Origin of the sequence: Microvirga tunisiensis, from assembly GCF_009296175.1 — a bacterium.
Classification (GTDB): Bacteria; Pseudomonadota; Alphaproteobacteria; order Rhizobiales; family Beijerinckiaceae; genus Microvirga; species Microvirga tunisiensis.
Map to the genome: position 1 here is coordinate 1 of NZ_VOSK01000208.1, position 11,503 is coordinate 11,503.

The window sequence follows — 11,503 nt, forward strand, 5'->3', positions numbered from 1 at the left end:
ATGCGTTTGCCCGGCAAATGCGGCTCCATCCGATCCCACTGGTGATCTTTCAACATCAGACGAACTCCGCTCACCCAAGCCTCCGCGCCCAAAAGGAGCTTGAATCAGATTTGCGAGTCCGTCGAAAGCCTGAATGTCAACGCGCTCTAGTCCGGAACGATGCTCGCCGGCGCCACATCTATTGCCCAGGCTTCTGATTTGCTTGGCCGTAACAAGGCGCCCGCCGCTCCAGTTGTCGCTGTCGAAACCTTCCGCCCCTGGATGATCCGTGGACGTGCCCTCGTCGTTCATCCACAACCCAATGCCGGTCTGAACGTGGGCGGCGATGTCGACATCTCGACCTCGGTCGTGCCCGAACTGGACATCTCATACTTCTTCACGCCCAATTTGGCGGCCGAACTCATCTTCGGCGTGACGCCTCATCGGGTGAAGGGGGCTGGCAGCCTTGACAATGTCCAGATCGGCGATGTGTGGCTGCTTCCGCCGACCCTCATGCTGCAATACCACTTCACTGATCTCGGCATGGTCAAGCCTTACGTCGGCGCGGGCATTAACTACACCTTTTTCTTCGGCGAGAAGGCGAAAGGCAGCTTTGAAAAATTCAATCTCGCGAACACGATTGGCTTCGCCCTACAGGCCGGCGTCGACATCATGATCGACAAGCATTTGGGCATCAACCTGGACGTCAAGAAGATCTTCCTTGAGCCCGATGTGAGTGTCAATGACGGCGCGATCAATGGCAAGGTCAAGATCGATCCGTGGCTGATCAGCGCCGGCGTGACTTACCGGTTCTGAGCTAGCTGACTTTCAGCTCGAATCTCCGGAAGAGGCTTCGAAATCGAAGTCTCTTTCGCTCTGTGGGGCACACCTCTGTGGCTGCAGCTTGATCGCGATCATGTTGCAATCCTTACGAGATCTGTTCTTTTCCGCTACGATCGCGGGAGATTGATGGGCCAGGCGGCCTGTCGGGACTTCGTGATCGAGATCGTGCGCAGGCTGTCCGAGCAACAGAGCTTTCAGCCGCTGCCACGCAGATGGGTGGTTGAAGTAGTCTTTACGCAATTGGCAAAAGCGGACGTGCTCACTCGCAAGGCTGATGGGCAGCACATAGTGGATTTCGAGCTCGTCGTTCGTGACGACGACGCGGTGAACGAGCAGTAGCACAAGCTGCCGGCGCTGCTCAAAGGTGGCCTTCGCCAGCCCGTGCTGCAGCCGCTCGCGAGGGGCCTCCAGGGAGGCTGCGATACCGGCCAGTTGATGCTGGCGCTGCGCATCGTTGCGCAGGAGATCCTCCTGATCAGCCCGCGCCTCCACGCGCTGCTCCAGGTCGAGGCGTCGCTCGTAGTCGTCGAGTGGCAGGACTCGTCTTGCTCCGCTTTTGATGCTGCTGGCAAACTCCTCATCCTGGAGTGGGAGCCATCATGAGCTTGGTAAATGCGGATCACCGGACAAGTTGCGACAAAGGTGTCGATCAGCAATCCAGGGAGCAGGTGAGCGGCGCGGCGGCTGCTCCATCGTGCGCGATTGCGAACGCGGTAATAATTGACAAAGTGAGGCTCGCGACTGCGGCCGGAAATGCGCAGGAGGCTCGTCACGGTGCGTTTGCCGGGCGCCAGGATGGCCCGACGAGCAGCACCTCGGCATGGCGCCAGGTTCGGAGGCAAAGGAGCGGGGCAAAGGCTAAGATGATCGCGGCGAAGCGGGCGGACAGGTCCGGCATGGCGGTGTCTCATGGGTGAAACTCCGCCAGCCTACCGCATTGTTCGCTTCGCCGCCCCGCGCTCGCAAATCACCCGTCAGAAATGGCCAAATTCAAGCTAAGATGCGGATCCACAACTGAACTATCTGTGAATGCGGATCAGCGTCCCGTCCGGTCTCCATCTGTACATTACCGAGCCAATCACAGAGTTCCTCCAACGAGGCGAAGATATGTTCAATCTCAGTGAAGGGTGCAGGCCTTCGAGCGGGAGCTAAATCCTCAAGCAGTTCCGCTGTCCAAGTGTAAGGCTGGTATAAGCTGCTGCGCACTACGCTCCCCACAACCTCTCCATTCAGAAGGAGGTCATAGGCGCCGGGCGCCATCTGGAACAGGCTGTAGGTCATACTGGTGACTTGTCAGATGCAAGCCGTCGATCAATCCACTCGTAGGCCTTGGCGATGGCAGCATCGCGATCGAGAGCCATGATCAAGGTCGGGCGCTGCTTCGGCCGGGCCACGACGGCCATCCATTTCAGGCCAGTTGGGCTGAGGCGGATCTGATAGCCGCGGTGCTCCAGCACCTCAGCTTCTGCGGCTGCACGGGCTTCAGCCATTGGACTTGCCGGCTGCTCTGCGCAGGTGTGCGCTGAGGCGCTCCTGCCAGCCTAGACCGCCCTCTTGAAAGTACGCGAGCACATCCAGGGCGATATGCAATTTGAATGATTCCTTTTCGTGCTCGGGTCGCATGGAAGTAAGGACCAAATGTTCTGTCTGATGTGTGATCATTGATGTTCTCCCTATCTAAGCGCCAATGCGGTATCAGAGGTGGAGCTACTGTCTACTGGCTCAAAGCAATGCCAATGGATTTCTCGAAACGGCTGAGAATGGCATTGGCCGTCGTATTGGCCTCTGCAAAGGGTTCGGGCCGTACATGGTACCGGCCGAGGATTTCGCGGCGTCGGGCCGGACTGCCCAGATTGAGGCAGTGCGGATCGGAATCGATCAGATGCTCGCCATAATCCCTCAGCCGGGACAGATCGATGCTGTCGGCCAGGGCTGCGTCACGATCCGGCATGATGTTGCGGGTGGGAACATAGACTGCGTACTTCGGCAGTTCTTCCCGGATTGGCATGCTAAGATGGATATCCAGCAACCGGTCCTAGCACTCGCATGTCGGCCGATTCCATCCAAGCTGTTCCCGATCACTTCGACGAGGTTTTCGAGAACAGCACAGGGTTTTCGCTTCTCCAAGCCATGATCAATTTCCTGGCAGCAGCAAGGCGCAGTTCTTGTCGGAGCGGGCGCAGAAGACCAAACCGCTGCCATCCTCGAATCTCAGCGCCAGAACTGCATCGTCGGAGGCGATGCCGAAAAGCCGCTCATAGGCCCGACGCAGCGTTGCCGAATTGCGGCATCGTCTTCCGAGGATTCGATGACACCGGCAAGCGACAAATACGACGACTTTGTCGAGGTCCGCGGCCATACCTCAGTTCCGTCCGCTTTATAAAGCATTTCGATCTCCCTGCAATTTCAGAATTCATCAGGTTTTCGAGATGGCAAAACTCAGCCGTTATCAGGATTGCTCCGCAATCCGGACCTGCTGCCCCGCAGAGCTACGTGGGCAACCCCTTCCGGCTCCCGACGGGGGATCTTCAAAAGTCGTGCCAACTGCGCAGGAAGAGCCTCAGAAATAATGTTCTGCATACTGGTCAATGGCTTGAGAGTGCGGCAGGAAGCCGAGCCGAACACCACCGTGTCGCGGACTCGACAAACCCGACAGTTGGTGTGGGTTGCCTGACGTTTTCCCAGGAGTGGCGGACAGGATTGCTCCACGGGAACAGCGCACTTCACTCGTTATTCCACCGCGCTCCGCATCACCCGATAGTCGACATTGTCGGACAGGCGGCATCGCAGCATTAGAGCCATTATAGTGTTTTGAATTGAGGCTCCCCTTGGCACGGGACATGCATAGCTCTCCGCACATGCGTCACGGAGTGAGGAGAAATCGTCCCATGATCACGCTCACCGACAATGCCGTCGCCGCGGTGAAGACCGCGCTTTCCCGCGCCGCCAAGCCGGCGGACGGCTTGCGTATCACGGTCCAGGCCGGCGGCTGCGCCGACTTCCAATACCTGCTAGGCCTGGAGAGCATCTCGCGCGAGGGCGATGCGGTCATCGAGACAGACGGGGTCAAGGTGTTCGTCGACGTAGGCTCCCAACCCCATGTCGCCGGCACGACCGTCGACTTCGTCACGGGGTTTGAATCCTCCGGCTTTGTCTTCGACAATCCCAACGCGCGCGAGAAGTGCGCCTGCGGCAAGTCCTTCGGCTGATCGCCTGAGACAGGGAGAAGGGCCATGTGGGACTATAGCGACAAGGTCAAGGAATACTTCTTCAACCCGAAGAATGCCGGCGTTCTGGAAACGGCCAATGCCGTCGGTGAGGTCGGCGCCATCTCTTGCGGCGATGCGCTTAAATTGATGATCAGCGTCGATCCGGTGACGGAGACGATTACTGCCGCGAAATTCCAGACCTTCGGCTGCGGCTCTGCGATCGCCTCCTCGTCGGCGCTTACCGAACTCATCATCGGCAAAACCGTCGATGAAACCCGCCGGATCACTGATCAGGACATAGCGGACTTTCTCAGTGGCCTGCCGCCGGAGAGGATGAATTGCTCGGTGATAGGTTATGAGGCACGGCAGGCTGCGATCGCCAACTACCGCGGCGAGGAATGGGGCGACGATCACGAGGACGGTGCCCTCGTTTGCAAATGCTTCGGTGTCAACGAACGGGTGATCGAGCGGGCCGTCCGTATTAACAGGCTCACACCATTGAGCAGGTCACGCACTAGACAAAGGCTGGCGGCGGCTGCCTCACATGCTTCGAAGCCATCGAGGAAGTGCTTGTCCGGGTCCATGCAGCGATGGTCGCCGAAGACCTCATTACGGCAGAACAGGCCTATACGGCCGGCGCAACGGATGTCCGCGCCCTCAGTAACAAGGCAAGATCGAGGTCGAGTCCGGAACCGGCGATCGCGTCAGGTGGGATGCGAGAACATTGCCACCCGAAACAGTTCAGCTCTCAGCGGGACCCAAAGCCGCCAGCCATCAAATGACGACGCTGCAGCGAATTCGACTGATCGAAAACGCTGTCGAGGACATGCGTTCTTACCTGCGGGCTGACGGCGGGGATTGCGAACTTGTAGATGTCGACGGCGACCAGGTCCACGTCAAACTGTCGGGCGCCTGCATCGGCTGCCAGCCCGCCTCGGTCACCATCAGCGGCATGCGCCAGAAGCTCAATGAGGCGACCGGGCTCGCGCTTCGCGTCCTTCCGGTTAGCTGAGGATCGCGCCCATGAGGCCTATCTATCTCGACAATAACGCAACGACACGAGTCGATCCTGAAGTCGTTCAAGCGATGCTGCCATTCTTTACGGATCACTTCGGCAACCCTTCGTCGATGCACGGTTTTGGTGCCTCCGTCGGTGCGGCGGTGAAGGAGGCGCGTCGGCAGGTGCAAGCGCTGATCGGCGCGGAGTACGACCATGAGATCGCCTTCACCTCGGGCGGGACGGAAAGCGACAATACGGCGATCCTTTCGGCGCTCGAGGTGATGCCTCGCCGCACAGAGATCGTGACGTCCGCGGTCGAGCATCCGGCCGTGCTAACGCTCTGCGCGCATCTTGAGAAGACGCGCGGCGTCAAGGTGCACAGGATCCCAGTGGATAGCCAGGGCCGGCTCGACCTCGACGCCTACAGGGCCGCTCTCACGCCGCACGTGGCAATCGTCTCGATCATGTGGGCGAACAACGAGACCGGTACAATCTTCCCCGTGGTCGAGCTTGCTGAGTTAGCCAAGGAAGTCGGCGCCCTTTTCCATACCGACGCAGTGCAAGCCGCCGGCAAGCTCCCGATGGACCTGAAATCGACCGCAATCGACATGCTGTCGCTCTCCGGCCACAAGCTGCACGGCCCGAAAGGGATCGGCGCACTTTATGTTAGGCGTGGCGTGCGCTTCCGCTCACTGATCAAGGGGGGGTACCAGGAGCGCGACCGGCGGGCGGGCACAGAGAATACGCCCGGCATAGTCGGGTTCGGCAAGGCGGCCGAACTCGCCTTGAACTTCATGGACGACGAGAACACACGGGTAAAGGCGCTCCGTGACCGTCTGGAAAAAGGACTTCTCCAGCGCATCCCAAACGCCTTCGTTACTGGCGATTCGCTGGAGCGGTTGCCGAACACCGCAAACATCGCCTTCGATATATGCGAAGGCGAGGGCATGCGGCTTCTCCTCCATCGCGAGGGCATTGCCTGCTCCTCCGGCTCCGCCTGCTCCTCCGGCTCGCTGGAGCCGAGCCATGTCCTGAGGGCGATGAACATCCCCTACACCGCGGCACGCGGGGCGATCCGCTTCTCCTTCTCGCGTGACAACGGCGAGGAGGATGTCGACCGGGTGCTCGAGGTCATACCCGGAATCGTGGAGAAGCTGCGTGCTCTTTCCCCGTTCGGGACCGGGGGACGAAGTGCCGAAGAGCTTCGATCCGGTCTAGGCCCGAGGGGCAGAAGAGCTGACAGCCGCTCATGAAACGTTCGGTCTTTCTCAACGATACGACCCTGCGCGACGGCGCGCAGGCACCCGGTGTCGCCTTCACGACGGCCATGAGCGCCGACGAGATCAAAGCAATTCGCGCCGCGGGCGCGCTGCGTCTCCCGGTTCGGCTCACGGCCCTGGCTGTATCAAACTCAAACTGGCCCGATCTTGGTGCACTATTTGTACAATTTCATGCGTCTGCACCGAGAAATATCCGGCCAATCCAGTCCTGCACGACACAAAATTGCTTCAACGAGTAACACGTCAGCGCTTTCACGCAACTAAGACCTGGTGCCGAATGAGATCGGAGGATCTCAACGCAGCAATCGAGAGCGGTATCGCCGCCGTCAATCTGTCGCTGCCTGCATCGGACATCCAACTCACCGCCAAGCTCGGCCTTGATCGGGCGGGAGCGCTTCACGTCATTGAGCACATGGTCGGGCGCGCAGCTGCCTGCGGCTTCTTCGTCACGGTGGGCTGCGAGGATGCCTCGCGGGCCGCCCGGGATCATCCCGCCCGTGTGATCGAGACGGCCGCGCGCGCCGGCGCAAGCCGTGTCAGGCTGTCCGGCTTGGTCGGTGTTCTCGACCCCTTTTCGACCGTCGAATTTGCCGCCCAGGTCGCGGACCAGTCTCCCGTCGACCTCGAATTTCACGGCTGCAGCGTCAGCTTGCGGCGAACGCACCCGACATCATCGTTTCTGAGGGGGAGAATGCAATGAGCAGTGATTCCGCCAACAGCCGTCCCATCGAGGTCACCGACTTTCTCGCGCGGCTAGAGGGCCTGTCAGCTGCGGAGGAGTTCTTCGCAGTCCTTGGCGTCTCCTATGACCCGAAGGTGCTCAATGTCTCACGACTCCATATCATGAAGCGCATGGGGCAATACCTCGCTGAAGTGGATTTCTCCGATCTCTCCGACCGGGTAATCGCCGCGCGGGTGCGCATCATGCTGGAACGTGCCTATGAGGACTTTGCGACGTCCTCGCCGCTCACTCACCGGGTCTTCAAGGTGCTTAGAGACAACGATCCGGACAAACCCGCCACGCCGGGCCGCACGTTCGTCCCGTTCGACTCCGTCCTGACGCTGTTCGGGCAGGAATGAGCGCGACACGGTTGCGACGCGACAATGTCGAGAAGCCGACAAATCCGGTCACCACGATGGCGCCTTCAGAAGAAAACAACCGCATTTCAAAGGCATAGGGGAATGCAAAACGGTTGGCACGAATGATGCTAGGAATGCGATGAACCACCAAGCCAGCATCCGGAAAGGAGCCAGAGAGACCGCCATGCACATCGTAGTCTGTATCAAGCAGGTGCCGGACTCCGCGCAGATCCGCGTCCATCCGGTGACGAACACGATCATGCGCCAGGGTGTGCCGACCATCATCAACCCTTACGACCTGTTCGCCCTTGAAGAAGCACTCAGATTGCGCGACGCCCATGGCGGCGAGGTCACCGTGCTTACGATGGGTCCGCCCATGGCAGAGGACGCGCTGCGCAAGGCGCTCACTTACGGTGCCGACCGCGCGGTGCTCTTGACCGACCGCTATTTTGCCGGCTCCGACACGCTGGCCACCTCCTTCGCTCTCTCTCAGGCTATCGCGAAGGTCGGCGAGACCTTCGGCACGCCGGACATCGTCTTCACCGGCAAGCAGACGATCGACGGCGACACCGCCCAGGTCGGGCCCGGCATCGCCAAGCGCCTCGACCTCCTGCAGCTCACCTATGTCGCGAAGATCGCCTCCATTGATCTCGATGCGCACGAGATCACGGTCGAGCGCCGCTCGGAAGGCGGCATGCAGATGCTGAAGAGCAGGCTCCCTTGCCTCATCACCATGCTGGAAGGCACCAACGAGATCCGCCGCGGCTCGCTCGACGACGCCCTGCGCGCCGCGCACAGCCAGATCGTGAAGTGGAGTGCGGCCGACGCCGGCATTACGGACCTCACCAAATGCGGCCTGCGCGGCTCGCCGACGGTAGTCAAGCGCGTTTTCGCCCCGACCAGTCGGGCGGAAAAGGCGGCGCAAATCGACACCACCGATAAGTCGCTGCGCGATCTCGCTGACGAGCTGATTGCTGCAATCTTCACCCGCCAGCCGGCGCTGGAACAGGAACTCGCCGTCGATGGCGGCCCGTGACGGCAAGGAACAGATGATGTCGACAGCGAACCGAAAAACCCTTCCTCCCGCCGCCGGCCGTGCCGGCATAAAGAAGGAGCTGCCCGAGCAGTTCAAGGACTACCGGCACGTCTGGGTCTTCATCGAGCTGGAGCGCGGCCAAGTCCATCCCGTCTCCTTCGAGCTACTCGGCGAAGGCCGCAAGCTCGCCGACAAGCTCGAGGTAGAGCTCGCTGCCGTCGTGCTCGGCGAGGCGACGTGGCATGCGCTCGCCGAGGCCTTCGCCTATGGCGCCGACCTCGCCTATGTCATAGAGGACCCGCTGCTCGCCCATTACCGCAACGAGCCCTTCACCAGGGCGATGACCGACCTGCTCAACACCTACAAGCCCGAGATCCTGCTTCTGGGGGCGACCGCGCTTGGCAGGGATCTTGCCGGCTCCGTGGCGACGACCTTGCTCACAGGGCTCACCGCCGACTGCACCGCGCTCGACGTCGACGCCGACGGCTCGCTAGCCGCGACGCGGCCGACCTTCGGCGGCTCACTGCTCTGCACGATCTACACGCTCAACTTCCGGCCGCAGATGGCCACAGTGCGACCGAGGGTCATGGCCATGCCGCAGCGGGTGGACAAGCCGGTGGGCCGGGTCATCCAGCACAAGCTGGCCATGGCCGAGGAAGATGTCGTCACCAAGATCCTCGGATTCCTGCCCGACAACCAGTCGGCCAAGGCCAATCTCGCCTATGCCAACGTCGTCGTGGCCGGCGGCCTCGGCCTCGGCGCGGTGGAGAACCTGCAGCTTGTGAAGAATCTCGCGCGGGCAATCGGCGCCGAATATGGCTGTTCGCGCCCGCTGGTCCAGAAGGGCTGGATGCCGGCTGATCGGCAGATCGGCCAAACTGGCAAGACCATCCGGCCGAAGCTTTACATAGCGGTCGGGATTTCCGGCGCTATCCAGCATCGGGTGGGCGTCGAGGGAGCCGATCTGATCGTGGCTATCAACACCGACCCGAACGCCCCGATTTTCGATTTCGCCCACCTCGGCATTGTCATCGATGCCATCCGCTTCCTGCCGGCGCTGACGGAAGCCTTCACGCGGCGGCTCTCGCCGCACAATCGCGACAAGCTCGCCAGCTGACGGAGACGGCCATGACCGCGGAAAAATTCGACGCAATCGTCATCGGGGCCGGCATGTCCGGCAATGCGGCCGCCTACACCATGGCGAGCCGCGGCATGAAGGTGCTGCAGCTGGAGCGCGGCGAATATCCGGGCTCTAAGAACGTCCAGGGCGCCATCATGTATGCTGATATGCTGGAGAAGATCATCCCAGACTTTCGCGAGGACGCCCCGCTGGAGCGCCACCCCGTCGAGCAGCGCTTCTGGATGATGGATAATACCTCCCACACCGGCATGCACTACCGGTCGGGCGACTTCAACGAGGCCAAGCCCAACCGCTACACTATCATCCGCGCCCAGTTCGACAAATGGTTCTCGCGCAAGGTGCGCGAGGCCGGCGCGACCGTACTCTGTGAGACCACCGTGACCGAGCTCGCCCACGACACCAGGGGCAAGGTGATCGGCGTGCGCACCGACCGCGTCGGCGACATCATCTTCGCCGACGTCGTCGTGCTTGCCGAAGGCGTCAGCGGCCTTTTGGGCACCCGCGCGGGCCTGCGCGAGATGCCGAAGCCGGAAACGGTAGCGCTCGCGGTCAAAGAGATGCATTTCCTGCCGGAAGAGGTCATCGGAGAGCGCTTCGGCCTGAAGGGCAATGAAGGCTGCGTGATCGAAGCCGCCGGCACCATCTCGCGCGGCATGACCGGACTGGCTTTCCTCTACACCAACAGGGAGTCGATCTCGCTCGGCATCGGCTGCCTGGTCTCCGATTTCGCCTCCACGATGGAGAGCCCCTACACGCTTCTCGAAGCCTTCAAGCGCCATCCGTCGGTCCGGCCGCTGATCGCCGGCTCGGAGGTTAAGGAATATGCTGCCCATCTCATTCCCGAGGGCGGCTACAAGGCAATCCCGCAGCTCTTCGGCGACGGCTGGCTCGTCGTCGGCGACGCGGCGCAGCTCAACAATGCCGTGCACCGCGAAGGCTCCAACCTCGCCATGACCTCCGGCCGCATCGCCGGCGAGGCGATCTTCCATGTCAACAGCCGCAGGGGCCCTATGACCAAGGAGAACCTCGCCCTCTACAAGACCATGCTGGACAACTCCTTTGTTGTCAAAGATCTAAAGAAATACAAGGACATGCCGGCCCTGCTCCATACCAATTCCTGCAATTTCTTCATGACCTATCCGCAGTTGATATCGCAGGCCGCGCAGAACTTCCTGCGCGTCGACGGCACGCCGAAGATCGAGATGGAAAAGGCGACCACGGCCGCCTTCATCAAGGCGCGCTCGCGCTGGGGCATGGTCAGCGACGTGGTCCGCCTGGCGTTCGCTTGGCGCTAAATAAGGAGCAACGAGATGACGATCGCAGTGGCCGAACTCCGCGTCGAGGACAAGCTCTTCCTAAACCGCTACTTGGTCGATGCCAGGGGCCCGCACATCAAGGTGCGTCCGCACGAGAAGCCGAGTCCCAATCTTATCGCACTGACACGCGTCTGCCCGGCCAAGTGTTACGAGCTGAACGACAAAGGCCAAGTCGAGATCACCGCCGACGGCTGCATGGAATGCGGCACCTGCCGCATGCTCTGCGAGGCGTCGGGCGAGATCGAGTGGAACTATCCACGCGGCGGCTTCGGTGTCCTCTTCAAGTTCGGCTGACTGGCGTACGCACCGTTTTAAGAGCGTGAACTGGGAGACACCCGCAATTGCGGCCCAACACCGTATCAATCTTGCTAAGAACCCTCTCGCACTTAAAATTCAAAAGGGGGCGTGAATACTATGTTGTCGGAATTCAGAATACAAAAAGGCGCTGGGGAGGAGCCCCCTGGACCAGCCCTGCGGTGTGTCCATGACCCACATGCTGCGGGATCGGGTCGATGACGTCGGACCTCGGAACACTCGGCCTGAACCACCGATCAAAACCATGTGCACGGCGGAAATTTCGCTCAGCATAATCGACGCGATCTCTGAGGTCCTGGCCCCG

18 protein-coding genes are annotated in these 11,503 nt (G+C 60.9%); 12 read left to right on the forward strand and 6 right to left on the reverse strand.

From position 1 onward, the window contains the following. Positions 1-159 precede the first annotated feature (159 nt). On the forward strand, positions 160-795 hold the full coding sequence (locus FS320_RS29895) for an OmpW/AlkL family protein (RefSeq protein ID WP_152715886.1): 636 nt from the start codon (positions 160-162) through the stop codon (positions 793-795). 12 nt (positions 796-807) lie between these two features. Here the strand turns inward: FS320_RS29895 and FS320_RS29900 are convergent, their stop codons facing one another. The 6 genes from FS320_RS29900 to FS320_RS29925 form a co-directional block, all read right to left on the reverse strand. Then, positions 808-1,314, reverse strand: coding sequence for a hypothetical protein (locus FS320_RS29900; protein ID WP_152715887.1), 507 nt, complete (start codon positions 1,312-1,314; stop codon positions 808-810). A 277-nt stretch (positions 1,315-1,591) separates the two neighbouring features. Continuing rightward, complete coding sequence (locus tag FS320_RS49895) at positions 1,592-1,720, reverse strand: hypothetical protein (protein ID WP_274597235.1); 129 nt, start codon at positions 1,718-1,720, stop codon at positions 1,592-1,594. Between the two features lie 379 nt (positions 1,721-2,099). Next, complete coding sequence (locus FS320_RS29910; RefSeq protein WP_152715889.1) at positions 2,100-2,312, reverse strand: hypothetical protein; 213 nt, start codon at positions 2,310-2,312, stop codon at positions 2,100-2,102. Next, positions 2,305-2,484, reverse strand: a complete 180-nt coding sequence (locus FS320_RS50345; protein ID WP_152715890.1) for a BrnA antitoxin family protein — start codon at positions 2,482-2,484, stop codon at positions 2,305-2,307. Before FS320_RS50345 ends, FS320_RS29910 begins: the two co-directional genes overlap by 8 nt. Positions 2,485-2,536: 52 nt before the next feature. Continuing rightward, positions 2,537-2,830 (reverse strand): hypothetical protein, encoded by a 294-nt coding sequence (locus FS320_RS29920; RefSeq protein ID WP_152715891.1) that lies wholly within the window; start codon positions 2,828-2,830, stop codon positions 2,537-2,539. Positions 2,831-2,956: 126 nt separating this feature from the next. Next, positions 2,957-3,181 carry a hypothetical protein gene (locus FS320_RS29925; protein ID WP_152715892.1) on the reverse strand — a complete coding sequence of 75 codons (225 nt, stop codon included), beginning with the start codon at positions 3,179-3,181 and terminating at the stop codon, positions 2,957-2,959. Between the two features lie 529 nt (positions 3,182-3,710). Here FS320_RS29925 and FS320_RS29930 point away from each other — a divergent pair. The 11 genes from FS320_RS29930 to FS320_RS29980 all read left to right on the forward strand — a co-directional run bounded on the left by FS320_RS29930 (position 3,711) and on the right by FS320_RS29980 (position 11,178). Then, on the forward strand, positions 3,711-4,031 hold the full coding sequence (locus FS320_RS29930; RefSeq protein WP_152715893.1) for an iron-sulfur cluster assembly accessory protein: 321 nt from the start codon (positions 3,711-3,713) through the stop codon (positions 4,029-4,031). Positions 4,032-4,055: 24 nt separating this feature from the next. Further along, a complete protein-coding gene (gene nifU / locus FS320_RS47095; protein WP_244627478.1) occupies positions 4,056-4,880 on the forward strand; it encodes a Fe-S cluster assembly protein NifU in 825 nt (274 codons plus the stop codon). Next, positions 4,858-5,043: a NifU family protein gene (locus FS320_RS48470; RefSeq protein WP_244627479.1), complete on the forward strand. Its 186-nt coding sequence runs from the start codon at positions 4,858-4,860 to the stop codon at positions 5,041-5,043. Before nifU ends, FS320_RS48470 begins: the two co-directional genes overlap by 23 nt. An 11-nt stretch (positions 5,044-5,054) precedes the next feature. Further along, positions 5,055-6,284: a cysteine desulfurase NifS gene (nifS, locus tag FS320_RS29945; RefSeq protein WP_152715897.1), complete on the forward strand. Its 1,230-nt coding sequence runs from the start codon at positions 5,055-5,057 to the stop codon at positions 6,282-6,284. Continuing rightward, positions 6,281-6,550: a hypothetical protein gene (locus FS320_RS48475; RefSeq protein ID WP_244627480.1), complete on the forward strand. Its 270-nt coding sequence runs from the start codon at positions 6,281-6,283 to the stop codon at positions 6,548-6,550. The genes nifS and FS320_RS48475 overlap by 4 nt, the downstream gene beginning before the upstream one ends. Beyond that, on the forward strand, positions 6,535-7,011 hold the full coding sequence (locus FS320_RS29955) for a beta/alpha barrel domain-containing protein (protein WP_338105542.1): 477 nt from the start codon (positions 6,535-6,537) through the stop codon (positions 7,009-7,011). The genes FS320_RS48475 and FS320_RS29955 overlap by 16 nt, the downstream gene beginning before the upstream one ends. Continuing rightward, positions 7,008-7,391 carry a nitrogenase stabilizing/protective protein NifW gene (gene nifW, locus FS320_RS29960; protein ID WP_152715901.1) on the forward strand — a complete coding sequence of 128 codons (384 nt, stop codon included), beginning with the start codon at positions 7,008-7,010 and terminating at the stop codon, positions 7,389-7,391. The genes FS320_RS29955 and nifW overlap by 4 nt, the downstream gene beginning before the upstream one ends. Before the next feature lie 184 nt (positions 7,392-7,575). Then, positions 7,576-8,427: an electron transfer flavoprotein subunit beta/FixA family protein gene (locus FS320_RS29965; protein WP_152715903.1), complete on the forward strand. Its 852-nt coding sequence runs from the start codon at positions 7,576-7,578 to the stop codon at positions 8,425-8,427. 16 nt (positions 8,428-8,443) lie between these two features. Next, the gene (locus tag FS320_RS29970; RefSeq protein ID WP_152715908.1) at positions 8,444-9,544 is read left to right on the forward strand and encodes an electron transfer flavoprotein subunit alpha/FixB family protein; all 1,101 of its coding nucleotides are present in this window, start codon (positions 8,444-8,446) and stop codon (positions 9,542-9,544) included. Positions 9,545-9,555: 11 nt separating this feature from the next. After that, the gene (locus FS320_RS29975) at positions 9,556-10,863 is read left to right on the forward strand and encodes an FAD-dependent monooxygenase (RefSeq protein WP_152715904.1); all 1,308 of its coding nucleotides are present in this window, start codon (positions 9,556-9,558) and stop codon (positions 10,861-10,863) included. A 15-nt stretch (positions 10,864-10,878) separates the two neighbouring features. Beyond that, a complete protein-coding gene (locus FS320_RS29980) occupies positions 10,879-11,178 on the forward strand; it encodes a ferredoxin family protein (protein WP_152715906.1) in 300 nt (99 codons plus the stop codon). Positions 11,179-11,503 lie beyond the last annotated feature (325 nt).